At 52.7% G+C, this 23,255-nt stretch carries 21 protein-coding genes, 1 pseudogene and 1 riboswitch; of the genes and pseudogenes, 7 read left to right on the top strand and 15 right to left on the bottom strand.

The genetic code is table 11. The annotated features are described in order from the left end of the window. Nucleotide 1: 1 nt before the first annotated feature. From C7B16_RS20620 to nudC, 6 genes are all read right to left on the bottom strand, one after another. Complete coding sequence (locus C7B16_RS20620; RefSeq protein WP_010375907.1) at nucleotides 2–697, bottom strand: DUF1481 domain-containing protein; 696 nt, start codon at nucleotides 695–697, stop codon at nucleotides 2–4. A gap of 12 nt (nucleotides 698–709) precedes the next feature. Further along, the gene (gene hupA / locus C7B16_RS20615) at nucleotides 710–982 is read right to left on the bottom strand and encodes a nucleoid-associated protein HU-alpha (protein ID WP_001044513.1); all 273 of its coding nucleotides are present in this window, start codon (nucleotides 980–982) and stop codon (nucleotides 710–712) included. Nucleotides 983–1,168: 186 nt separating this feature from the next. Then, nucleotides 1,169–1,759, bottom strand: coding sequence for a YjaG family protein (locus tag C7B16_RS20610; RefSeq protein WP_000940106.1), 591 nt, complete (start codon nucleotides 1,757–1,759; stop codon nucleotides 1,169–1,171). 42 nt (nucleotides 1,760–1,801) lie between these two features. Further along, a complete protein-coding gene (nfi, locus tag C7B16_RS20605; protein WP_107180077.1) occupies nucleotides 1,802–2,473 on the bottom strand; it encodes a deoxyribonuclease V in 672 nt (223 codons plus the stop codon). A gap of 9 nt (nucleotides 2,474–2,482) precedes the next feature. After that, the gene (gene hemE / locus C7B16_RS20600; RefSeq protein ID WP_000137657.1) at nucleotides 2,483–3,547 is read right to left on the bottom strand and encodes a uroporphyrinogen decarboxylase; all 1,065 of its coding nucleotides are present in this window, start codon (nucleotides 3,545–3,547) and stop codon (nucleotides 2,483–2,485) included. 39 nt (nucleotides 3,548–3,586) lie between these two features. Further along, the gene (gene nudC, locus C7B16_RS20595; protein WP_107180076.1) at nucleotides 3,587–4,360 is read right to left on the bottom strand and encodes an NAD(+) diphosphatase; all 774 of its coding nucleotides are present in this window, start codon (nucleotides 4,358–4,360) and stop codon (nucleotides 3,587–3,589) included. Nucleotides 4,361–4,453: 93 nt separating this feature from the next. Here nudC and C7B16_RS20590 point away from each other — a divergent pair, with 93 nt between their 5' ends. The 7 genes from C7B16_RS20590 to thiH all read left to right on the top strand — a co-directional run bounded on the left by C7B16_RS20590 (nucleotide 4,454) and on the right by thiH (nucleotide 10,526). After that, nucleotides 4,454–4,930, top strand: coding sequence for an Rsd/AlgQ family anti-sigma factor (locus C7B16_RS20590; RefSeq protein ID WP_000934291.1), 477 nt, complete (start codon nucleotides 4,454–4,456; stop codon nucleotides 4,928–4,930). A 51-nt stretch (nucleotides 4,931–4,981) separates the two neighbouring features. Next, a riboswitch (TPP riboswitch) is annotated at nucleotides 4,982–5,082 on the top strand. A 79-nt stretch (nucleotides 5,083–5,161) separates the two neighbouring features. Beyond that, nucleotides 5,162–7,057, top strand: a complete 1,896-nt coding sequence (gene thiC, locus C7B16_RS20585) for a phosphomethylpyrimidine synthase ThiC (RefSeq protein ID WP_001517538.1) — start codon at nucleotides 5,162–5,164, stop codon at nucleotides 7,055–7,057. Continuing rightward, complete coding sequence (gene thiE, locus C7B16_RS20580; RefSeq protein ID WP_107180081.1) at nucleotides 7,057–7,692, top strand: thiamine phosphate synthase; 636 nt, start codon at nucleotides 7,057–7,059, stop codon at nucleotides 7,690–7,692. Before thiC ends, thiE begins: the two co-directional genes overlap by 1 nt. Further along, entirely contained in the window at nucleotides 7,685–8,440 is a 756-nt protein-coding gene (gene thiF / locus C7B16_RS20575) for a thiazole biosynthesis adenylyltransferase ThiF (RefSeq protein ID WP_107180075.1), read from the top strand. The genes thiE and thiF overlap by 8 nt, the downstream gene beginning before the upstream one ends. Next, nucleotides 8,424–8,624 carry a sulfur carrier protein ThiS gene (thiS, locus tag C7B16_RS20570; protein WP_001166252.1) on the top strand — a complete coding sequence of 67 codons (201 nt, stop codon included), beginning with the start codon at nucleotides 8,424–8,426 and terminating at the stop codon, nucleotides 8,622–8,624. Before thiF ends, thiS begins: the two co-directional genes overlap by 17 nt. A 1-nt stretch (nucleotide 8,625) precedes the next feature. After that, nucleotides 8,626–9,396 (top strand): thiazole synthase, encoded by a 771-nt coding sequence (gene thiG, locus C7B16_RS20565; RefSeq protein ID WP_016262756.1) that lies wholly within the window; start codon nucleotides 8,626–8,628, stop codon nucleotides 9,394–9,396. Beyond that, on the top strand, nucleotides 9,393–10,526 hold the full coding sequence (gene thiH, locus C7B16_RS20560; RefSeq protein WP_000847549.1) for a 2-iminoacetate synthase ThiH: 1,134 nt from the start codon (nucleotides 9,393–9,395) through the stop codon (nucleotides 10,524–10,526). Before thiG ends, thiH begins: the two co-directional genes overlap by 4 nt. A gap of 241 nt (nucleotides 10,527–10,767) precedes the next feature. Here the strand turns inward: thiH and rpoC are convergent, their stop codons facing one another. The 9 genes and pseudogenes from rpoC to tuf form a co-directional block, all read right to left on the bottom strand. Beyond that, nucleotides 10,768–14,991 (bottom strand): DNA-directed RNA polymerase subunit beta', encoded by a 4,224-nt coding sequence (rpoC, locus tag C7B16_RS20550; RefSeq protein WP_000653962.1) that lies wholly within the window; start codon nucleotides 14,989–14,991, stop codon nucleotides 10,768–10,770. A gap of 76 nt (nucleotides 14,992–15,067) precedes the next feature. Beyond that, on the bottom strand, nucleotides 15,068–19,096 hold the full coding sequence (gene rpoB, locus C7B16_RS20545) for a DNA-directed RNA polymerase subunit beta (RefSeq protein WP_001314338.1): 4,029 nt from the start codon (nucleotides 19,094–19,096) through the stop codon (nucleotides 15,068–15,070). Between the two features lie 318 nt (nucleotides 19,097–19,414). Continuing rightward, nucleotides 19,415–19,780, bottom strand: a complete 366-nt coding sequence (rplL, locus tag C7B16_RS20540) for a 50S ribosomal protein L7/L12 (protein WP_000028878.1) — start codon at nucleotides 19,778–19,780, stop codon at nucleotides 19,415–19,417. 66 nt (nucleotides 19,781–19,846) lie between these two features. Further along, nucleotides 19,847–20,344, bottom strand: coding sequence for a 50S ribosomal protein L10 (rplJ, locus tag C7B16_RS20535; RefSeq protein ID WP_001207201.1), 498 nt, complete (start codon nucleotides 20,342–20,344; stop codon nucleotides 19,847–19,849). 292 nt (nucleotides 20,345–20,636) lie between these two features. After that, complete coding sequence (gene rplA / locus C7B16_RS20525) at nucleotides 20,637–21,341, bottom strand: 50S ribosomal protein L1 (RefSeq protein WP_001096679.1); 705 nt, start codon at nucleotides 21,339–21,341, stop codon at nucleotides 20,637–20,639. Between the two features lie 3 nt (nucleotides 21,342–21,344). Then, entirely contained in the window at nucleotides 21,345–21,773 is a 429-nt protein-coding gene (gene rplK / locus C7B16_RS20520; RefSeq protein WP_001085926.1) for a 50S ribosomal protein L11, read from the bottom strand. Nucleotides 21,774–21,931: 158 nt separating this feature from the next. After that, the gene (gene nusG / locus C7B16_RS20515; protein ID WP_001287521.1) at nucleotides 21,932–22,477 is read right to left on the bottom strand and encodes a transcription termination/antitermination protein NusG; all 546 of its coding nucleotides are present in this window, start codon (nucleotides 22,475–22,477) and stop codon (nucleotides 21,932–21,934) included. 1 nt (nucleotide 22,478) lies between these two features. Further along, nucleotides 22,479–22,862: a preprotein translocase subunit SecE gene (secE, locus tag C7B16_RS20510; RefSeq protein WP_001275702.1), complete on the bottom strand. Its 384-nt coding sequence runs from the start codon at nucleotides 22,860–22,862 to the stop codon at nucleotides 22,479–22,481. A 229-nt stretch (nucleotides 22,863–23,091) separates the two neighbouring features. Further along, nucleotides 23,092–23,255 (bottom strand): annotated as a pseudogene (tuf, locus tag C7B16_RS20505) (elongation factor Tu); the annotation flags it as partial.

Below are 23,255 nucleotides of genomic sequence, written 5' to 3'. Positions count from 1 at the left end.
ATCAGAACGTCTTCTCGTTGGGTTGCCAGCGACAAAAATCAGAGTTTGCCACTAACAGTAATTGTGAACCCTCGGGCGCTTCCAGCCATGCCACGCTCACATCAACAGAAGAGCGGCTCTGGCGGCGCTCGATATGCGCTATCGCCTGCGAATCTAAATCAGGCTTAATGGTTTGCCCTTCGCAGGTAGTCACAGTCTGTTCCATCGCATGCCAGCGTCCCTGACGCAGTACCACTCTCCCCTGACGTAAGGCGTCGCTAATCTGGCGGATCTGGTCTGCACGATAACGGTATAAATCGATTTGATCGTTAGAAAGCTGCTGCTTTTGCCCGTCGGATTCACGTTGCATAAAGCTCAGGTCACCGCGCTCGTCAAAGCGTGCGCGGATATTCACCGGCGGTTTGCTGTAAACGTTGATATTGATAAGCGTGAGGTTATCGCCCTGCCAGCGGTATTCACGGGTAGTGGTATCGCCATTGCGCCACGGACTGAACACGGCAAGCAGATGGATATTATCGCCGCTGTCTTTTCGCCAGATGCGCACTGCACCCTGGTCTTCGGCAAACCCACTGGCGGTAAAAGGGGGAAGTGAAGAGTTGTGGCTACAGGCAGAGAGAAACAGCACGCCTGCCAGCATCAATGTGCGACGCCAGAAAGACAAAAGGGGTGAAACCACCCCTTCGTTAAAACTGTTCACTGCCACGCAATCTTACTTAACTGCGTCTTTCAGTGCCTTGCCAGAAACAAATGCCGGTACGTTAGCTGCGGCGATTTTGATTTCTTTACCGGTCTGCGGGTTGCGGCCAGTACGCTCAGCGCGGTGGTTCACTTTGAAGGTTCCGAAACCAACCAGTTGTACAGCATCGCCTTCTTTCAGAGACTCAGTAATTGCAGCCAGAGTGGACTCCAGAGCAGCTTTAGCCTGGGTTTTGGACAGTTCTGCTTTCTCTGCAATTACATCAATCAGTTGAGTCTTGTTCATAAGTTATCCTTACAATGTGTTTATCGCTTGCTAAGCATCGAGTGCGACGGAAATGCCAGAATAGCACTCTCCTGCATACACGCACCGATAGCCACTTTTTTTCGCCCCCCAAATGTAGACCAGACGGGGGGCGAAAGGGAAGACTCCAGGTACGACAAATCAGGCGTTAATTCACGTTTTCTGGTCTTATTGCTGAAAAATTATACCAATATTGCTCTCACCCGCCTCACGCAGGTCTGCCCTAAGGCCTTTTATCAGCTCAATGTCGCGTTCTTCGCACTCGGCTAAAAGTCGGAATATTTCCCACTGAATGTCCCATTCTTGCTCAACGGCCGGGTTTTCTTTCAGCTCTTCATCGCTCATTTCGCGACCAGCCTGGGTCATTTCCAGCATCGCAACGGTGGTGATGGAAGTCTTACTGACTTCCACAGCGTGTTCCAGTGTTTCGCCACTCAAACGCGAATGAACCAGTTCACTTAACGCCACGCAGGCATCGATTGCCGGATAAACACCGTACAGATCGAAATCATCTGCTGAAGGGATAGCTTCCTCAAATTTCTCCAGTTGACTGTCGAAATTCACTTTTGCGTCTTTGACAGTCAGCGTTTCCCAGATGAGATCAAGAATGCGACGGTAAATCTGCCCATCACCGAAGCCGGTTTGCTGGCAGAACATGGCGTAATTGGGGTACATGCGTTCGCATAAGCAGGCCATAAAAGTAACGTGCTGCCAGCTTTCCAGACGCTCCAAGCGCAGATGAATCGGGTTTTGTAACATGTTGAGTTCTCAAATACGGAAATTATCCGCAGTTTACCTGAATTAGGGCTGATTTGCTGTATAGCGCACGAACGCCGGACGTTCCGAGGCCACAGCATCCGCCCAGCGCGTTGGTTCTGGCAGACGATAGCCTTTCATGCAGCGTTGTACCCACGCCAGCGCGCTATCCACGCTGATCCGATGACCAGTAGCAATAAACAGCGGATTACAGCGCGCTTTGCTACGCCAGACCCAGGCCAGTTGCTCGCCTTTGTCCATCAACGGCGACAGCGCGCCCGGTTCGCTGGAGAGTGGTTCGAATTTACCGCATAGCCGTTTTTTCGCCACGCCAATGGTTGGCACATCGACTAATAAGCCAAAATGACTGGCGACGCCAAGACGACGCGGATGCGAGATCCCATGACCGTCGACAAACACTAAATCCGGTTTTTGCGACAGCATCTCCCACGCGGCCAGCAGCGCAGGATATTCGCGGAAGGAAAGAAAACCAGGAATGTAAGGCATGGTGGTGGCGATGCGAGCCACTTTATACTCCACCAGCTCAAGAGAGGGATATTTCAGCAGCACTATCGCCGCTCGCGTCACATCTCCGCCCTGCTCAAACCCAACATCGGCTCCGGCGATCAGATCCGGAGGATCTTTATCGAGTCGATCCTCGCGGATCACAGAAGAGGCCAGTTCAAGTTGTTGAGCGCGTAATGACGCGAGATCCATAATCACTCCTTAACGGTGGTACTGTTCGGACAACCGATGTACTGCCTCCACAAAGACACCGGCATGTTCTGGCGGTACATCCTGGTGAATGCCGTGACCAAGGTTGAAGACATGACCTTCACCATGACCGAAACCGGCAAGAATTGTCGCCACTTCTTCTTCAATGCGGGCTGGCGGCGCATACAGCATCGATGGGTCCATATTGCCCTGCAACGCGACTTTATTACCCACGCGGCGGCGCGCATCAGCGATATCCGTTGTCCAGTCGAGACCCAGCGCATCGCAACCAGTTTCCGCCATCGCTTCCAGCCACTGTCCACCGCCTTTGGTAAACAGTGTTACCGGCACACGGCGGCCGTCGTTTTCACGCAGCAACCCATCGACAATTTTATGCATGTAGTAGAGCGAGAACTGTTGATAGTCACGCCCGGTGAGCACGCCGCCCCAGGTGTCGAAAATCATCACCGCTTGCGCACCGGCTTTGATTTGCGCGTTCAGGTACAGGGTGACGCTTTTCGCCAATTTATCGAGTAGCGCATGCAGCGCTTGCGGATCGGCATACATCATTTTTTTGATCACGGTGAAAGCTTTGCTACTACCGCCTTCCACCATGTAGGTCGCCAACGTCCACGGGCTGCCGGAAAAACCAATTAGTGGTACTTCGCCTTTCAGTTCGCGACGAATGGTACGTACTGCGTTCATCACGTAACCCAGTTCATCTTCCGGATCCGGAATCGGCAGTTTATCGACGTCTGCTTTACAGGTGACTGGCGAGGTGAATCGCGGGCCTTCTCCGGCTTCAAAATAGAGTCCTAACCCCATTGCATCCGGAACGGTGAGAATATCGGAAAACAGAATCGCCGCGTCCAGCGGATAGCGACGTAGCGGCTGCAAGGTGACTTCGCACGCCAGCTCGGCGTTTTTGCACAACGACATAAAATCGCCCGCCTGAGCGCGAGTAGCTTTATATTCCGGTAGGTAGCGACCCGCCTGGCGCATCATCCATACTGGAGTGACATCAACGGGCTGGCGCAGCAGCGCCCGCAGATAACGATCGTTTTTGAGTTCGGTCATTTTGGCTGTTCCTTAGTGCGTCAGGCGGTCAGTGTATCATCACTCATACTCTGCCCGACACATCGCCACCGTATCTTCTATCAGACGGCGCGCCACAGTGCCCGGTGGTGGCAATAATGGTAAATCGTCGTAGCGATACCAGTTCGCCTCCAGCACTTCTTTCGGATCAATCACGATGTCACCACTGTCATACTCCGCCATAAACGCAGTCATCAGCGACTGAGGAAACGGCCACGGCTGAGAGGTCACATAACGCAAATTCCTGACTTTGATGCCACTCTCTTCCATCACTTCCCGCGCGACCGCCTGTTCGAGGGTTTCTCCGACTTCGACAAATCCGGCGAGTACCGTATGGACACCGTTACGATGCCGGGTATGCTGGGCAAGTAGGATCGAATCATCGCGACGGATGGCAACGATAATGCAGGGAGCGATTTGTGGGTAGTAACGCTCACGGCAGTGGCTGCACAGCATCGCCCATTCGGTTTTGCTTGGGTACATTTCATGCCCGCAATATCCGCAGTATTTATGCGAACGGTAAAACTCCGCCAGTTGCACGCCGCGTCCGGCTAATTGAAACAGCCCGACGTCCAGATCAATAACCTGGCGCACCGAGCCCATATCATGGCGACGCTGCTGTTGTACCAGCCAAACAGGTTCTCCTTGCCATTCGCCTATCTGCAGTGCGCGCTGACCCACAAGATCAAAATTTGCCGCTTTGCCATATGGCAATTCTCCCTTCGGCAACCATAATTTTTGCTCATGGCTGACTATCCACCAACCGTGATCTAATTTTTCAATTATACGATCCATAGCTCTTGCACTACCTTTGCTTCACTGGCATGTTTAACATGTTTTTTACATTCTCACTGAGCAGTTTTTGAAGACAAACTTGCGGAGTCAATCATGCTTAACCAGCTCGATAACCTGACGGAACACGTCAGAGGAAGTAACAAACTGGTTGATCGCTGGCTACATGTACGTAAGCATCTGCTCGTGGCTTACTACAATTTGGTTGGCATTAAGCCTGGCAAAGAATCGTACATGAGGCTAAACGAAAAAGCCCTTGATGATTTTTGCCAGAGTCTGGTCGATTACCTTTCTGCCGGGCATTTCAGTATTTATGAGCGCATTCTGCATAAACTGGAAGGCAACGGGCAGCTCGCTCGCGCCGCGAAGATTTGGCCGCAACTGGAAGCCAACACGCAGCAGATTATGGATTACTACGATTCCAGTCTGGAAACCGCCATAGATCATGATAATTATCTTGAGTTTCAACAGGTTTTATCTGACATCGGTGAAGCGCTGGAAGCACGCTTTGTGCTGGAAGATAAGCTAATTCTGCTGGTGCTTGACGCTGCCCGCCTCAAACATCTTGCTTGAATTATGCGCTGTTAACGCGTAATTTACATTCAACGCCCCGTTTGCGGGGCTAATTTCTTGTCGGAGTGCCTTAACTGGCTGAGACCGTTCATTCGGGATCCGCGGAACCTGATCAGGCTAATACCTGCGAAGGGAACAAGAGTTAATCTGCTATTGCATCGCCTTTGCGGCGATCATCTCTTGCTTCATCCGTCGTCTGACAAGCCACGTCCTTAACTTTTGGAATGAGCTATGTCTGCAACAAAACTGACCCGCCGCGAGCAACGCGCCCAGGCCCAACATTTTATCGATACCCTGGAAGGCACCGCCTTTCCCAACTCAAAACGGATTTACATCACCGGCACACATCCTGGCGTGCGCGTACCGATGCGTGAGATCCAGCTTAGCCCGACGCTAATCGGCGGCAGCAAAGAACAGCCACAGTACGAAGAAAATGAAGCGATTCCGGTCTACGATACCTCCGGCCCGTATGGCGACCCGCAAATCGCGATTAACGTACAGCAAGGGCTGGCAAAACTGCGCCAGCCGTGGATCGATGCACGCGGCGACACTGAAGCACTCACCGTTCGCAGTTCCGATTACACTAAAGCGCGACTGGCGGATGATGGCCTCGATGAACTGCGTTTTAGCGGCGTATTAACGCCAAAACGCGCCAAAGCAGGCCATCGCGTTACGCAGTTACACTACGCCCGCCGGGGCATCATCACGCCGGAGATGGAGTTCATCGCCATTCGCGAGAACATGGGGCGCGAGCGCATCCGTAGCGAAGTTTTGCGCCACCAGCATCCGGGTATGAGCTTTGGTGCTCGCCTGCCGGAAAATATCACCGCGGAGTTTGTCCGTGACGAAGTCGCTGCCGGACGCGCCATTATCCCCGCCAATATCAATCATCCGGAATCTGAGCCAATGATCATTGGTCGCAACTTTCTGGTGAAAGTGAATGCCAATATCGGCAACTCAGCGGTCACCTCTTCCATTGAAGAAGAAGTGGAAAAACTGGTGTGGTCCACGCGCTGGGGAGCGGATACTGTGATGGATCTCTCTACCGGTCGCTATATTCACGAAACCCGCGAGTGGATTTTGCGCAACAGCCCGGTGCCGATCGGTACTGTGCCGATCTATCAGGCGCTGGAAAAGGTTAACGGGATCGCAGAAGATCTTACCTGGGAAACGTTCCGAGACACGCTGCTGGAACAGGCCGAGCAAGGTGTGGATTACTTCACGATTCATGCGGGCGTTCTCCTGCGCTACGTGCCAATGACCGCTAAACGTCTGACCGGTATTGTGTCGCGCGGCGGTTCGATTATGGCGAAATGGTGCCTCTCCCATCATCAGGAAAACTTCCTCTATCAACACTTCCGCGAAATTTGTGAAATCTGCGCCGCTTATGACGTTTCGCTGTCGCTGGGCGATGGCCTGCGTCCCGGTTCGATTCAGGATGCTAACGATGAAGCACAGTTTGCCGAGCTGCATACGCTGGGCGAACTGACCAAAATCGCCTGGGAGTATGACGTGCAGGTGATGATTGAAGGCCCCGGGCATGTGCCGATGCAAATGATTCGCCGCAATATGACCGAGGAGTTAGAGCACTGCCACGAAGCACCGTTCTATACCCTCGGGCCGCTGACTACCGACATTGCGCCGGGCTATGACCATTTCACTTCGGGGATTGGCGCAGCGATGATTGGCTGGTTTGGCTGCGCGATGCTCTGCTACGTAACGCCAAAAGAGCACCTGGGTCTGCCCAATAAAGAAGACGTTAAGCAGGGACTTATCACCTATAAGATTGCCGCCCACGCCGCCGACCTGGCAAAGGGGCATCCGGGCGCACAAATTCGCGATAACGCCATGTCGAAAGCCCGTTTCGAATTTCGCTGGGAAGACCAGTTTAATCTGGCCCTCGATCCGTTTACCGCCCGCGCTTACCACGATGAAACCCTGCCGCAAGAGTCTGGCAAGGTCGCCCATTTCTGCTCGATGTGTGGACCGAAATTCTGCTCGATGAAAATCAGCCAGGAAGTGCGCGATTATGCCGCCGCGCAAACCATTGAAGTAGGAATGGCGGATATGTCGGAGAACTTCCGCGCCAGAGGCGGAGAAATCTACCTGCGTAAGGAGGAAGCATGATGTATCAGCCTGATTTTCCTCGTGTACCTTTTCGTTTAGGGCTGTATCCAGTAGTGGACAGTGTGCAGTGGATCGAACGCATGCTGGACGCGGGCGTGCGCACCCTCCAGCTACGCATTAAAGATCAGCGCGATGAAGAGGTGGAAGCTGATGTCGTAGCGGCAATTGAACTGGGTCACCGCTATAACGCACGACTGTTTATCAACGATTACTGGCAACTGGCGATCAGGCATCAGGCGTATGGTGTCCATCTGGGGCAGGAAGATTTGCAATCCACCGATCTCGCCGCTATCCGCGCGGCAGGCCTGCGGCTGGGCGTTTCGACCCATGATGACATGGAAATCGACGTCGCGCTGGCAGCACGCCCTTCTTATATCGCACTGGGGCATGTGTTCCCCACGCAAACCAAACAGATGCCTTCCGCGCCGCAGGGGCTGGCGCAACTGGCTCGGCACATTGAGCGCCTAGCTGATTATCCCACCGTGGCGATTGGCGGTATCAGTCTGGCGCGCGCACCTGCGGTGATGGCGACGGGTGTCGGTAGCATCGCCGTCGTCAGTGCCATTACCCAGGCGACAGACTGGCGTACGGCAACAGCTCAGTTGTTGGAAATTGCAGGAGTTGGCGATGAATGACCGTGATTTTATGCGTTATAGCCGCCAAATCCTGCTCGATGACATCGCCATTGAAGGCCAGCAAAAACTGCTCGACAGCCAGGTGCTGATTATCGGCCTTGGCGGGCTGGGTACGCCTGCTGCGCTGTACCTGGCTGGCGCTGGTATCGGAACTCTGGTGCTGGCAGATGACGACGATGTGCATTTGAGTAATCTGCAGCGGCAAATCCTCTTTACCACTGAAGATATCGACCGCCCGAAATCGCAGGTCTGCCAACAGCGACTGACGCAATTGAATCCCGATATTCAACTGATGGCATTACAACAACGGCTAACGGGTCATGCCTTAAAAGATGCGGTAGCACAAGCCGATGTGGTGCTCGACTGTACCGACAATATGGCGACTCGCCAGGAGATTAACGCCGCCTGCGTGGCACTCAACACGCCGCTTATCACCGCCAGCGCGGTCGGTTTTGGTGGTCAGTTGATGGTACTGACGCCGCCCTGGGAACAGGGGTGTTATCGCTGTCTGTGGCCGGATAACCTGGAGCCTGAACGCAACTGCCGCACGGCGGGCGTGGTTGGCCCGGTAGTCGGGGTTATGGGTACTTTGCAGGCACTGGAAGCAATTAAGTTATTAAGCGATATAGAGACACCTGCGGGAGAACTCCGTTTGTTCGACGGTAAATCGAACCAGTGGCGCAGCCTGGCGTTGCGCTGCGCCACAGAATGCCCTGTATGTGGAGGATGCAATGCAGATCCTGTTTAACGATCAACCGATGCAGTTCGCCGCCGGACAAACTGTTCACGAGCTGCTGGAGCAACTCAATCAACAACAAGCGGGCGCAGCGCTGGCGATTAATCAACAAATCGTCCCGCGCGAGCAATGGGCGCAACATATCGTGCAGGATGGCGACCAGATCCTGCTTTTTCAGGTTATTGCAGGGGGATGAGATGTTACGTATTGCGGACAAAACGTTTGATTCACATCTGTTTACCGGCACCGGGAAATTCGCCTCTTCGCAACTGATGGTGGAGGCGATCCGCGCTTCCGGCAGTCAACTGGTGACGCTGGCAATGAAACGCGTCGACTTGCGCCAGCACAACGACGCTATCCTCGATCCGCTTATCGCTGCGGGTATGACGCTGCTGCCGAATACTTCCGGGGCGAAAACAGCAGAAGAAGCCATTTTCGCTGCTCACCTGGCACGTGAGGCGTTAGGCACACACTGGCTGAAGTTGGAGATTCACCCTGATGCCCGCTGGTTGTTGCCCGATCCCATCGAAACCCTGAAAGCCGCCGAAACACTGGTGCAGCAGGGGTTTGTCGTGCTGCCTTACTGCGGTGCCGATCCGGTATTGTGCAAACGTCTGGAAGAAGTCGGTTGCGCGGCGGTAATGCCGCTCGGCGCACCAATTGGCTCTAATCAGGGACTGGAAACCCGCGCCATGCTGGAGATTATTATCCAGCAAGCCACGGTTCCGGTGGTGGTTGATGCGGGCATCGGCGTTCCGAGTCATGCCGCGCAGGCGCTGGAAATGGGGGCCGACGCCGTATTAGTAAATACAGCGATTGCCGTCGCGGACGATCCCATCAACATGGCAAAAGCATTTCGTCTGGCAGTAGAAGCTGGCCTGCTGGCGCGTCAGGCTGGGCCTGGCAGCCGAAGTAGCTTTGCTCATGCCACCAGCCCACTGACCGGATTTCTGGAGGTTTCAGCATGAAAACCTTCAGCAATCGCTGGCGAGAACTGGACTGGGACGACATCCGTCTGCGCATCAACAGTAAAACGGCCGCTGACGTAGAGCGGGCGCTAAATGCGCCGTCACTCACCCGCGACGACATGATGGCATTGCTCTCACCTGCCGCCAGTGATTATCTGGAACCACTGGCCCAACGGGCGCAACGTCTGACACGCCAACGATTTGGCAATACCGTCAACTTCTACGTCCCGCTCTATCTTTCTAATCTTTGTGCTAACGACTGCACCTATTGTGGATTTTCCATGAGCAATCGCATCAAGCGCAAAACGCTGGATGAAGCAGACATCTCCAGGGAAAGCGCCGCTATTAAGGCAATGGGCTTTGAGCATCTGTTGCTGGTCACCGGTGAACATCAGGCGAAAGTAGGGATGGATTACTTTCGTCGCCACCTTCCTATCCTGCGTGAACAGTTCTCTTCGCTACAGATGGAAGTACAACCACTGACAGAAGCGGAATACGCCGAGTTAAAGCAACTTGGTCTGGATGGGGTAATGGTTTATCAGGAGACATATCACGAGGCGACGTATGCCCGCCATCATCTGAAAGGGAAAAAACAGGACTTCTTCTGGCGACTGGAAACACCAGACCGACTGGGTCGTGCGGGGATTGATAAGATAGGCCTTGGCGCGCTAATCGGCCTTTCCGACAACTGGCGCGTTGACTGCTACATGGTTGCCGAGCATTTGCTGTGGCTGCAACAGCATTACTGGCAAAGCCGCTACTCTGTCTCCTTCCCACGGTTGCGGCCATGTACTGGCGGCATTGAACCAGCGTCGATTATGGATGAACGCCAGCTAGTGCAAACCATCTGCTCCTTCCGCCTGTTTGCGCCGGAGATTGAACTCTCACTCTCCACGCGGGAATCACCGTGGTTTCGCGATCGCGTTATTCCGCTGGCAATAAATAACGTCAGCGCCTTCTCGAAAACGCAGCCAGGTGGCTATGCCGACGGTCACCCTGAACTGGAACAATTCTCACCGCACGACGATCGCAGGCCAGAAGTTGTTGCCGCCGCGTTGACCGCCCAGGGCTTGCAGCCGGTATGGAAAGACTGGGACAGCTATCTGGGACGCGCCTCGCAACGGTTTTGAAACTGAATGTAAGAACATAAATTTATTCCGAGCAGTTACGAAAGATGGAAAACGGAAACTTGTTGAAAGTCTTCCGTTTTTTTATGGTTGTGCCGTCAGCAGGAATGTTGTCCAGGGCGAAAAGCTTCTTCCTCGTTTCGCCCTGCCTTTCTTAATATTTCTGGTTAACTATATGAATTCTGAACTAAACCCATAAAAAAACCCGCCGAAGCGGGTTTTTAAGTTATTTGTGGATTAACGATTACTCGTTGTCAGAACCACCCAGACCTGCGTTCAGCAGTTCTGCCAGGCTGGCAGATGCGTCTTCTGCAGTCACCTGCGGTGCAGCCGGAGCCTCACCTGCGGCACGGCGGCGCATACGATCCTGGTGATACGCATAACCCGTACCGGCTGGGATCAGACGACCAACGATAACGTTCTCTTTCAGACCGCGCAGTTCATCACGTTTACCTGCAACAGCGGCTTCGGTCAGGACACGTGTAGTTTCCTGGAACGATGCTGCAGAGATGAAGGACTCGGTTGCCAGAGACGCTTTGGTGATACCCAGCAGATCGCGGGAGTAAGTTGCCCCCACTTTGCCGTTCGCTTCCAGTTCGCGGTTTGCGATCTTGACGCGAGAGTATTCAACCTGTTCGCCTTCCAGGAAGTCGGAGCTACCTGCGTTAACGATGGTGGCTTTACGCAGCATCTGACGAACGATAACTTCGATGTGTTTATCGTTAATCTTAACGCCCTGCAGACGGTATACGTCCTGTACTTCGTTAACGATGTAACGAGTAACAGCATGAACACCACGCAGACGCAGAATGTCGTGCGGTGCTTCCGGACCGTCGGAAATAACGTCACCACGTTCTACACGTTCACCTTCGAACACGTTGAGCTGACGCCATTTCGGAATCATCTCTTCGTACGGTTCGCTGCCGTCTACCGGGGTGATAACCAGACGACGTTTGCCTTTGGTTTCTTTACCGAAGGAAACGACACCGCTGATTTCAGCCAGGATTGCCGGCTCTTTCGGACGACGAGCTTCAAACAGGTCTGCAACGCGCGGCAGACCACCGGTGATGTCTTTAGTACCGCCAGATTCCTGCGGAATACGCGCCAGAGTGTCACCAGAGCTGATCTGTACGCCATCTTCCAGTTGAACAATCGCTTTACCCGGCAGGAAGTACTGCGCAGGCATATCAGTACCTGGGATCAGAACGTCGTTACCCTGAGCATCAACGATTTTCAGTGCCGGACGCAGATCTTTACCACCTGCGGTACGCTCTGCAGAATCCAGAACAACCAGCGAAGACAGACCGGTCAATTCGTCGGTCTGACGAGTAATGGTCTGGCCGTCGATCATGTCAGTAAAGCGAACAAAACCGCTTACTTCAGTGATAACTGGCATGGTGTGCGGATCCCAGTTTGCAACGGTTTCGCCGCCAGCAACCTGTTCGCCATCGCCTTTCGCCAGTACCGCACCGTAAGGCACTTTGTAGCTTTCTTTGGTACGACCAAATTCGTCGATCAGTTTCAGTTCGGTGTTACGGGAAGTGATAACCAGTTTACCGCTGGAGTTCACAACCGACTTCACGTTGCTGAGTTTGATGCTACCTTTGTTTTTCACCTGGATGCTGGATTCAGCAGCCGCACGCGATGCCGCACCACCGATGTGGAACGTACGCATGGTCAACTGTGTACCCGGTTCACCGATGGACTGTGCCGCGATAACACCGATAGCTTCACCTTTATTGATGATGTGGCCACGCGCCAGGTCACGACCGTAGCAGTGCGCACATACACCAAAGTCGGTGTCACAAGATACAACAGAACGAACTTTAACCGCGTCGACAGAGTTCTCTTCCAGCAGGTCACACCACTGTTCGTGCAGCAGTGTGTTGCGCGGAACGAGGATGTCAGCAGTACCCGGCTTCAGAACGTCTTCAGCAGTTACACGACCCAGTACGCGATCGCGCAGCGGCTCTTTAACGTCGCCACCCTCGATAACTGGGGTCATCATGATACCTTCATGAGTACCACAATCATCTTCGGTAACCACCAGGTCCTGCGCGACGTCAACCAGACGACGAGTCAGGTAACCGGAGTTCGCGGTTTTCAGTGCGGTATCCGCCAGACCTTTACGAGCACCGTGGGTGGAGATGAAGTACTGGAGTACGTTCAGACCTTCACGGAAGTTCGCGGTGATTGGCGTTTCGATGATGGAGCCATCCGGCTTCGCCATCAGACCACGCATACCCGCAAGCTGACGAATCTGTGCCGCAGAACCACGCGCACCGGAGTCGGCCATCATGTAGATGCTGTTGAAGGAAACCTGCTTCTCTTCCTGACCGTCACGGTTAATAACGGTTTCAGTTTGCAGGTTATCCATCATCGCTTTGGATACACGATCGTTCGCCGCAGCCCAGATATCGATAACTTTGTTGTAGCGTTCGCCCGCAGTTACCAGACCAGACTGGAACTGCTCCTGAATTTCAGCAACTTCTGCTTCTGCCTCGGAGATGATTTCGTGTTTCTTCTCCGGGATGACCATGTCATCGATACCAACAGATGCACCGGAACGCGCTGCATATGCAAAGCCGGTGTACATGATCTGGTCCGCAAAAATAACGGTCGGTTTCAGACCGAGAATGCGGTAGCAGGTGTTCAGCATTTTGGAGATTGCTTTTTTACCCAGCGCCTGGTTGACGATGGAGTAAGGCAGACCTTTCGGTACAATCATCCACAGAATGGCACGGCCAACGGTCGTGTCTTTCAGGCTGGTTTTCGCGACTAATTCACCGTTAGCATCTTTTTCATACTCGGTGATACGCACTTTAACGCGCGCATGCAGAGAGGCCAGGCCAGCGCGATAAATACGCTCAGCTTCTTTCGGGCCAGTCAGCACCATGCCTTCGCCTTTGGCGTTAACACAGTCACGGGTCATGTAGTACAGACCCAGCACAACGTCCTGAGACGGAACGATGATTGGTTCGCCGTTCGCCGGAGACAGGATGTTGTTGGTAGACATCATCAGCGCACGCGCTTCGAGCTGGGCTTCCAGCGTCAGCGGTACGTGAACAGCCATCTGGTCACCATCGAAGTCGGCGTTATATGCCGCACAAACCAGCGGGTGTAGCTGGATAGCTTTACCTTCGATCAGTACCGGTTCAAATGCCTGGATACCCAGACGGTGCAGAGTCGGTGCACGGTTCAGCAGTACCGGGTGTTCGCGGATAACTTCGTCCAGGATATCCCAAACGACAGCTTCTTCACGTTCAACCATTTTCTTAGCAGCTTTGATGGTGGTAGCAAGACCACGCAGTTCCAGCTTGCCGTAGATGAACGGTTTGAACAGCTCCAGCGCCATTTTCTTCGGCAGACCGCACTGATGCAGACGCAGGTATGGACCTACGGTGATTACAGAACGACCGGAGTAGTCAACACGTTTACCGAGCAGGTTCTGACGGAAACGACCCTGTTTACCTTTGATCATGTCGGCCAAAGATTTCAGAGGACGCTTGTTAGAACCGGTGATCGCACGACCGCGACGACCGTTATCCAGCAGGGCATCAACCGCTTCCTGCAGCATACGTTTTTCGTTACGTACGATGATGTCCGGCGCAGCCAGATCCAGCAGACGTTTCAGACGGTTGTTACGGTTAATGACGCGACGATACAGATCGTTCAGGTCAGAAGTCGCGAAACGACCACCATCCAGCGGAACCAGCGGACGCAGATCTGGCGGCAGAACCGGCAGAACGGTCAGGATCATCCACTCTGGCTTGTTACCAGACTGAACGAATGCTTCCAGCAGTTTGATACGCTTGGTCAGTTTTTTACGCTTGGTTTCGGAGTTGGTTTCGTTCAGCTCTTCACGCAGAGTTTCACACTCTTGCTCCAGATCCATGCTCTTCAGCAGTGCCTGAATAGCTTCCGCACCCATCTTCGCGTCGAATTCATCACCGAACTCTTCCAGCGCATCCAGATACTGTTCTTCAGTCAGGATCTGTTGACGTTCCAGGTTGGTCATACCGCCTTCGATAACAACATAGGATTCGAAGTACAGTACGCGTTCGATATCACGCAGCGGCATATCGAGCAGCAGACCGATACGGGACGGCAGCGATTTCAGGAACCAAATGTGCGCAGTCGGAGAAGCCAGCTCGATGTGACCCATACGCTCACGGCGTACTTTAGTCTGGGTCACTTCAACGCCGCACTTCTCACAGATGACGCCGCGGTGTTTCAGGCGCTTGTACTTACCGCACAGGCACTCGTAATCTTTTACCGGCCCAAAGATACGGGCGCAGAAAAGGCCGTCACGTTCTGGTTTGAACGTACGGTAGTTGATGGTTTCCGGCTTTTTAACTTCACCGAAAGACCATGAACGGATCATGTCTGGCGAAGCCAGAGCAATTTTGATCGCATCAAACTCTTCGGTTTTAGTCTGCGCTTTCAGAAACTTTAATAAATCTTTCACGGATTTGCTCCCGTCGGAGTTAGCACAATCCGCTGCCGGGTTTTACCCCGACAGCAGTGACCTGTTTGAGCGAGAATTACTCGTCTTCCAGTTCGATGTTGATACCCAGCGAACGAATCTCTTTCAACAATACGTTGAAGGATTCTGGCATGCCCGGTTCCATCTGATGGTTGCCGTCCACGATGTTCTTATACATCTTGGTACGACCGTTCACGTCATCAGACTTAACGGTGAGCATTTCCTGCAGGGTGTATGCCGCGCCGTATGCTTCCAGCGCCCACACTTCCATCTCCCCGAAACGCTGACCACCGAACTGTGCCTTACCACCCAGCGGCTGCTGAGTAACCAGGCTGTAAGAACCGGTAGAACGCGCGTGCATCTTGTCGTCGACCAGGTGGTTCAGTTTCAGCATGTACATGTAACCTACGGTTACCGGGCGTTCGAACTGTTCACCAGTGCGGCCGTCGTACAGGGTGATCTGACCAGAAGTCGGCAGGTCGCCAAGTTTCAGAAGCTCTTTAATTTCCGCTTCTTTCGCACCGTCGAATACCGGCGTTGCGATCGGCATACCTTTGCGCAGGTTTTCAGCCAGGCGCATCACTTCTTCATCGCTGAAGGTACTCAGGTCAACTTTCTGACGAACGTCAGCGCCCAGATCGTAGGCACGCTGGATGAACTCGCGCAGTTTCGCGACTTCCTGCTGCTGTTTCAGCATGGCATTGATCTTGTCACCGATACCTTTAGCAGCCATACCCAGGTGGGTTTCCAGAATCTGACCGATGTTCATACGAGACGGTACGCCCAGCGGGTTCAGTACGATGTCTACCGGCGTACCGTTTTCATCGTAAGGCATATCTTCGATCGGGTTGATCTTAGAAATTACACCCTTGTTACCGTGACGACCTGCCATCTTGTCACCAGGCTGGATACGGCGTTTAACCGCCAGATATACCTTAACAATCTTCAGCACGCCCGGTGCCAGATCGTCACCCTGGGTGATTTTGCGGCGTTTCGCTTCGAGTTTCTTCTCGAACTCGTGTTTCAGTTCGTCATACTGCTCAGCCAGTTGTTCTAGCTGATTTTGTTTCTCTTCGTCGGTCAGGCCCAGTTCCAGCCAGCGATCGCGCGGCAGTTTGTCGAGCTTCTCAGCTTCAACACCACCGGCTACCAGCACAGCTCGGATACGGCTGAACAGACCCGCTTCGAGGATCTGCAGTTCTTCAGACAGGTCTTTCTTCGCCTGTTTGAGCTGCATTTCTTCGATTTCCAACGCACGTTTGTCTTTTTCTACGCCATCGCGAGTAAAGACCTGAACGTCGATAACCGTACCGGATACACCGTTTGGTACACGTAGAGAAGAGTCTTTAACGTCAGACGCTTTCTCACCGAAGATCGCACGCAACAGTTTCTCTTCTGGGGTCAGTTGGGTTTCACCTTTCGGCGTTACCTTACCAACCAGAATGTCGCCACCGGTCACTTCCGCACCAATGTAAACGATACCGGATTCATCCAGTTTGGAGAGCGCAGCTTCACCCACGTTCGGGATATCAGCGGTGATCTCTTCTGGCCCCAGCTTGGTGTCACGAGACACACACGCCAGCTCCTGGATGTGGATGGTGGTGAAACGGTCTTCCTGAACAACACGCTCGGATACGAGGATGGAGTCTTCGAAGTTGTAACCATTCCACGGCATGAACGCTACGCGCATGTTCTGACCGAGCGCCAGTTCACCGAGATCGGTGGACGGGCCGTCTGCCAGCACGTCGCCACGTTCTACCGGCTCACCCAGAGACACGCAAGGCATCTGGTTGATACAGGTGTTCTGGTTAGAACGGGTGTATTTGGTCAGGTTGTAGATGTCGATACCTGCTTCGCCCGGGTACATCTCGTCTTCGTTAACTTTGATAACGATACGGGAAGCATCCACGTACTGAACGACACCACCACGTTTAGCAACCGCAGTTACACCGGAGTCAACGGCAACAGCACGTTCCATACCAGTACCAACCAGCGGCTTATCAGCACGCAGAGTCGGAACGGCCTGACGTTGCATGTTCGCCCCCATCAATGCACGGTTGGCGTCATCGTGTTCAAGGAACGGGATCAGGGACGCACCGACGGATACCACCTGCTGGGTGGATACGTCCATGTAGTCAACCTGGTCGCGGCTGAACAAGCTGGATTCGCCTTTGCTACGGCAGGTTACCAGATCTTCTACGAAGTGGCCTTCTTCATCCAGGTTGGAGTTCGCCTGGGCGATAACGTAGTTGCCTTCTTCGATAGCAGACAGGTAGTGAATTTCGTCAGTTACAACACCATCGGTTACTTTACGATACGGAGTCTCAAGGAAGCCGTATTCGTTAGTCTGTGCGTACACGGACAGGGAGTTGATCAGACCGATGTTCGGACCTTCAGGGGTTTCGATTGGACATACGCGACCGTAGTGAGTCGGGTGTACGTCTCGAACCTCGAAGCCTGCGCGTTCACGGGTCAGACCGCCTGGGCCGAGTGCGGAGATACGACGTTTGTGCGTAATCTCAGACAGTGGGTTGTTCTGGTCCATAAACTGAGACAACTGACTGGAACCAAAGAACTCTTTCACTGCTGCAGAAATCGGCTTGGCGTTGATCATGTCCTGAGGCATCAGGGTATCCAGATCGCCCAGAGACAGACGCTCTTTCACCGCACGCTCTACACGTACCAGGCCAACGCGGAACTGGTTTTCCGCCATTTCGCCAACAGAACGGATACGACGGTTGCCGAGGTGGTCGATATCATCGACTTCGCCTTTACCGTTACGGATATCAATGAGCTTTTTCATAACATCAATGATGTCGTCTTTGCTCAGGATACCAGAACCTTCAATTTCTTCACGCAGCAGAGAACGGTTGAACTTCATACGACCAACCGCAGACAGGTCATAGCGGTCTTCGGAGAAGAACAGGTTCTCAAACAGGCTTTCAGCGGCTTCACGAGTCGGCGGCTCGCCAGGACGCATCATACGGTAGATTTCTACCAGTGCGCTCAGACGGTCATTAGTTGGGTCGACACGTAAGGTTTCAGAGATATACGGGCCGTGATCCAGATCGTTGGTGAACAGCGTTTCGATACGCTTGTGACCAGACTGGCTCAGCTTAGCCAGCAGATCCAGGCTCAGCTCCATGTTCGCTGCGCAGATCAGCTCGCCGGTAGACTCATCAATATAGTCTTTAGCAACTACTTTACCTGCGATGTACTCAACCGGGACTTCGATCAGTTTTACGTCGTCTTTTTCCAGTTGGCGAATGTGGCGCGCAGTAATACGGCGGCCTTTTTCTACGTACACTTTACCGTTAGCTTCGATGTCAAAAGATGCGGTTTCACCACGCAGGCGTTCCGGCACCAGTTCCATCTGCAGCTTGTTATCACGGATTTCGAAAATAACTTTTTCGAAGAACAGGTCGAGGATCTGTTCAGTGGTGTAATTCAGGGCACGCAGAATGATGGTCGCAGGCAGTTTACGGCGACGGTCGATACGTACGAACAGGTTGTCCTTCGGATCGAATTCGAAGTCCAGCCAGGAACCACGGTAAGGAATAATACGCGCGTTATACAGTACTTTACCCGAAGAGTGGGTTTTACCTTTGTCGGAGTCGAAGAAGACGCCCGGACTACGGTGCAACTGGGAAACGATAACACGCTCAGTACCATTGATAACAAAAGTACCGTTGTCAGTCATGAGCGGAATTTCGCCCATGTAGACTTCTTGTTCTTTAATGTCTTTTACGGTGCCTTCCGGCGCTTCGCGCTCATAGATCACCAGACGCAGTTTAACGCGCAGCGGTGCGGAATAGGTCACGCCACGGATTTGACATTCCTGGACGTCAAACACCGGTTCGCCAAGGCGGTAGCTGACGTATTGCAGCTCGGAATTACCGCTGTAGCTCTGAATCGGGAACACGGAACGGAAAGCAGCTTCCAGACCATACTGCCCTTCAGGATCTTGCTCGATAAATTTCTGAAACGAGTCAAGCTGGATAGAAAGGAGATAAGGCACATCCAGAACTTGTGGACGTTTACCAAAATCCTTACGAATACGTTTTTTCTCGGTATAGGAGTAAACCATAGGGTTCCTCAGCTCGCTGACAAGTCGACCCATCTGTCCATTGAGCGGACAGTTTGTGCAACACTATTTTGTTGACCGGAAAATGGATACTTTCCGCAATGCCTGTTGCTATCACGCTTAAACCATTTCATTGCGATTTACACAGAGCGGACGCTCTGTCGCAGTATATTAAGTCGTCGATAGAAACAAGCATTGAAAGGCACAGCAGTAGTCAAACAGTGTGAAACGCTACTGGCGCCTTACAGCGCAAAAAGGCTGGTGACTAAAAAGTCACCAGCCATCAGCCTGATTCCTCAGGCTGCAACCGGAAGGGTTGGCTTATTTAACTTCAACTTCAGCGCCAGCTTCTTCCAGAGCTTTTTTCAGTGCTTCAGCGTCATCTTTGCTCACGCCTTCTTTCAGAGCAGCCGGAGCAGATTCTACCAGGTCTTTAGCTTCTTTCAGACCCAGGCCAGTTGCGCCACGTACTGCTTTGATAACAGCAACTTTGTTAGCGCCAGCAGCTTTCAGAATTACGTCGAATTCAGTTTTTTCTTCAGCAGCTTCAACCGGGCCAGCAGCTACAGCTACAGCAGCAGCAGCGGAAACACCGAATTTTTCTTCCATTGCAGAGATCAGTTCTACAACGTCCATTACAGACATAGCTGCAACTGCTTCAATGATTTGATCTTTAGTGATAGACATTTAAATTGTTCCTGAATATCAGAATAAGTTTATACGTAAGCGAATGCGTTAAACAGATAACTGCGATTAAGCAGCTTCTTTCGCATCGCGTACAGCAGCCAGAGTACGAACCAGTTTGCCAGCCGAAGCTTCTTTCATGGTTGCCATCAGGCGTGCAATTGCTTCTTCGTAGGTCGGCAGAGTTGCCAGGCGGTCGATCTGAGACGCCGGGATCAGCTCACCTTCAAAGGCAGCGGCTTTGACCTCAAATTTTGCATTCGCTTTCGCGAACTCTTTGAACAGACGAGCAGCAGCGCCCGGGTGTTCCATAGAGTATGCAATAAGGGTCGGACCAACAAACGCATCTTTCAGGCACTCGAACGGAGTACCTTCAACAGCACGACGCAGCAGGGTGTTACGAACAACACGCATGTATACGCCAGCTTCGCGACCTGCTTTACGCAGTTCAGTCATTTTATCTACAGTTACGCCACGGGAATCCGCAACTACTGCAGACAGCGCGCCTTTGGCTACTTCGCTGACTTCAGCAACAATCGCTTGTTTGTCTTGAAGATTTAAAGCCATTAGCTTTGCTCCTGGATGTTTGCCAGAGAAAATCTCTGGAACTCACTTCACTCCTCCAAACGGAGAGAGCGTCTTAATTACGGTGAGCAGAAACAAGCCAGAATATAAAAAAATAATCTTAGCGTTCTGTCACCGTCTACGCAGGGTATTAAGTCTCTTACGAAACACCTGCGGTCTTCGACGGAGGCCTGGATTAGGCCAGGCTCCAACGAACAAATCTTTTTAGCCGCTAACTTTCGTTAACGTACGTGGGGGTAAGATTGTAGACAAAATCACCGCCCACGTAAAGGCATTAGTTTGCAGAAGCGCTCAGGCCAGCCTGGTCAACTGCAACACCTGCACCCATGGTGGTGGAGATGCTAACTTTCTTGATGTACACGCCTTTCGCCTGAGTAGGTTTTGCTTTTTTCAGCGCAACCAGCAGAGCTTCCAGGTTTTCTTTCAGTTTGTCAGCGTCAAAGTCCACTTTACCGATGGTGGTGTGGATGATGCCGTTTTTGTCGTTACGGTAACGGATCTGGCCAGCTTTAGCGTTTTTAACCGCTTCAGCTACGTTCGGCGTTACAGTACCCACTTTCGGGTTTGGCATCAGGCCGCGCGGACCCAGAACCTGGCCCAGTTGGCCAACAACGCGCATTGCATCCGGAGAAGCAATAACAACGTCAAAGTTCATTTCGCCTTTCTTGATCTGATCAGCCAGATCTTCCATACCTACCAGCTCAGCGCCTGCAGCTTTAGCAGCTTCAGCATTTGCGCCCTGGGTAAATACGGCTACGCGAACGGAACGGCCAGTACCGTGCGGCAGTACAGTTGCGCCACGTACGTTCTGGTCAGATTTACGAGCGTCGATGCCGAGGTTAACAGCAACGTCCACGCTTTCTACGAATTTAGCAGTCGCCAGCTCTTTCAGCAGAGCGATAGCTTCGTTGATGTCGTACTGTTTGGTCGCATCAACTTTCTCGCGGATAACACGCATGCGCTTGGTCAGTTTAGCCATTTCTTAGTCCTCCACTACCAGGCCCATGGAACGTGCAGTACCTTCGATGGAGCGAGTCATCGCTTCAATGTCGGCACCGGTCATGTCGGCAGCTTTGGTCTGCGCGATTTCCTGCAACTGAGCGCGGGAAATTTTACCCACTTTGTCTTTGTTCGGCTTACCGGAACCAGACTTGATACCAGCCGCTTTTTTCAGCAGAACTGCTGCCGGCGGAGTCTTGGTAACGAAAGTGAAAGAACGGTCAGCGTAAACGGTGATAACTACCGGAATCGGCAGACCTTTTTCGATGGAATCAGTTTTTGCGTTGAACGCTTTGCAGAATTCCATGATGTTTACGCCCTGCTGACCCAGAGCCGGACCTACTGGCGGACTCGGGTTAGCCATACCAGCCGCAACCTGCAGCTTGACATAGGCTTGTACTTTCTTAGCCATTATAAATTCCTCAAGTTGGGTAATAGCGCCTCAGAGAGGCTCCCCGTGATATAAAAAATCGTTTTACGGGCAAGGCCCATAAAAACAAAAGGCGCGAAATTGTATTCCAATCTCGCGCCTTGTGCAACGATTTAATCGCCGCTTTTTTGATCGCTGTGTTAGGCTTTTTCAACCTGGCTGAAGTCCAGTTCTACCGGGGTCGCACGACCAAAGATAGAAACAGAGACTTTCAGACGAGACTTCTCGTAATCAACCTCTTCAACGACACCGTTGAAGTCAGCGAACGGACCATCATTAACACGAACCATTTCACCTGGTTCAAACAGCGTTTTCGGACGCGGCTTATCACCAACCTGCTGCAGGCGGTTCATAATCGCATCGACTTCTTTATCGCTGATTGGCGCCGGACGATCGGAAGTACCGCCGATGAAGCCCATCACACGCGGTACGCTGCGCACCAGGTGCCAGCTCGCATCGTTCATCACCATCTGAACGAGGACGTAGCCAGGGAAGAATTTGCGTTCGCTTTTGCGACGCTGACCGCCACGGATCTCAACGACTTCTTCAGTCGGAACCATGACTTCGCCAAACAACTCTTCCATGTTGTGTAATTTGATATGCTCACGCAGCGATGTTGCTACGCGGCCTTCAAAACCGGAAAACGCCTGAACGACGTACCAGCGCTTTTTAGGAGCTTCAGACATCTCAGAACCTCAGGCCAGTGATAAAGGATACCAGGCGAACCAGAATACCATCCAGTCCCCACAGGATCAGTGACATTACTGCGGTAACCGCAGCCACAATCAGCGTGGTGTGCAATGTTTCCTGGCGAGTCGGCCAAATGACCTTACGGACTTCGGTACGCGCTTCACGGGCAAAAGCAACGGTTGCTTTACCTTTTGTCGTTAACAGCGCGACACCACCCGCTGCAGCAATCAGAATTACTACGGCCAGCGCACGCAGCGGCAGCATAATGTCGCGATAAAGGTAATTGCCGACAATTGCCACCAGGAGCAATGCCACCACAACGACCCACTTCATCGCTTCTAGGCCGCGCCCGCTTCCTTGAGCTTCGGTATTCGCACTCATAAACCAACCTGTCAGAAGTATTCTACAAACATTTTCACCCCGCGATCGCGAGGCAAACCAAATCGAAACGCGTATTCGCTTTTCGGATTATACGCCCTCAACAGAGCCTGTCTCAGCAATGATTATGACAAAGAAAATCACTGATGAGCCAGGTTCTGGTACGAAAGCGTGCAAAAAGGGCATCAAATGATGCCCTTTTATTGCGCATTGCGTCAAATGTTATCGGCAATTAGCTCAGAACTTTAGCTACAACGCCCGCGCCAACGGTACGGCCGCCTTCACGGATTGCGAAACGCAGACCGTCGTCCATCGCGATCGGGTGGATCAGGGTAACAACCATTTTGATGTTGTCGCCCGGCATTACCATCTCTACGCCTTCCGGCAGTTCGATAG

Origin of the sequence: Escherichia sp. 20412-1, from assembly GCF_003027595.1 — a bacterium.
In the GTDB taxonomy this organism is placed as follows: Bacteria; Pseudomonadota; Gammaproteobacteria; order Enterobacterales; family Enterobacteriaceae; genus Escherichia; species Escherichia marmotae.
Note: the sequence above shows the minus strand (reverse complement) of the source record. Positions and strands in the feature narration are given on the sequence as shown.

What these genes read in the sequence shown, in the direction of transcription:
- C7B16_RS20610 (WP_000940106.1), bottom strand. Translation starts at nt 1,759, where the DNA reads ATGTTACAAAACCCGATTCATCTGCGCTTGGAGCGTCTGGAAAGCTGG.
- C7B16_RS20590 (WP_000934291.1), top strand. Translation starts at nt 4,454, where the DNA reads ATGCTTAACCAGCTCGATAACCTGACGGAACACGTCAGAGGAAGTAAC.
- thiG (WP_016262756.1), top strand. Translation starts at nt 8,626, where the DNA reads ATGTTACGTATTGCGGACAAAACGTTTGATTCACATCTGTTTACCGGC.
- thiC (WP_001517538.1), top strand. Translation starts at nt 5,162, where the DNA reads ATGTCTGCAACAAAACTGACCCGCCGCGAGCAACGCGCCCAGGCCCAA.
- rpoB (WP_001314338.1), bottom strand. Translation starts at nt 19,096, where the DNA reads ATGGTTTACTCCTATACCGAGAAAAAACGTATTCGTAAGGATTTTGGT.
- nusG (WP_001287521.1), bottom strand. Translation starts at nt 22,477, where the DNA reads ATGTCTGAAGCTCCTAAAAAGCGCTGGTACGTCGTTCAGGCGTTTTCC.
- thiH (WP_000847549.1), top strand. Translation starts at nt 9,393, where the DNA reads ATGAAAACCTTCAGCAATCGCTGGCGAGAACTGGACTGGGACGACATC.
- thiS (WP_001166252.1), top strand. Translation starts at nt 8,424, where the DNA reads ATGCAGATCCTGTTTAACGATCAACCGATGCAGTTCGCCGCCGGACAA.
- hupA (WP_001044513.1), bottom strand. Translation starts at nt 982, where the DNA reads ATGAACAAGACTCAACTGATTGATGTAATTGCAGAGAAAGCAGAACTG.
- rplL (WP_000028878.1), bottom strand. Translation starts at nt 19,780, where the DNA reads ATGTCTATCACTAAAGATCAAATCATTGAAGCAGTTGCAGCTATGTCT.
- rplK (WP_001085926.1), bottom strand. Translation starts at nt 21,773, where the DNA reads ATGGCTAAGAAAGTACAAGCCTATGTCAAGCTGCAGGTTGCGGCTGGT.
- secE (WP_001275702.1), bottom strand. Translation starts at nt 22,862, where the DNA reads ATGAGTGCGAATACCGAAGCTCAAGGAAGCGGGCGCGGCCTAGAAGCG.
- thiF (WP_107180075.1), top strand. Translation starts at nt 7,685, where the DNA reads ATGAATGACCGTGATTTTATGCGTTATAGCCGCCAAATCCTGCTCGAT.
- nudC (WP_107180076.1), bottom strand. Translation starts at nt 4,360, where the DNA reads ATGGATCGTATAATTGAAAAATTAGATCACGGTTGGTGGATAGTCAGC.
- hemE (WP_000137657.1), bottom strand. Translation starts at nt 3,547, where the DNA reads ATGACCGAACTCAAAAACGATCGTTATCTGCGGGCGCTGCTGCGCCAG.
- rplA (WP_001096679.1), bottom strand. Translation starts at nt 21,341, where the DNA reads ATGGCTAAACTGACCAAGCGCATGCGTGTTATCCGCGAGAAAGTTGAT.
- nfi (WP_107180077.1), bottom strand. Translation starts at nt 2,473, where the DNA reads ATGGATCTCGCGTCATTACGCGCTCAACAACTTGAACTGGCCTCTTCT.
- rplJ (WP_001207201.1), bottom strand. Translation starts at nt 20,344, where the DNA reads ATGGCTTTAAATCTTCAAGACAAACAAGCGATTGTTGCTGAAGTCAGC.
- thiE (WP_107180081.1), top strand. Translation starts at nt 7,057, where the DNA reads ATGTATCAGCCTGATTTTCCTCGTGTACCTTTTCGTTTAGGGCTGTAT.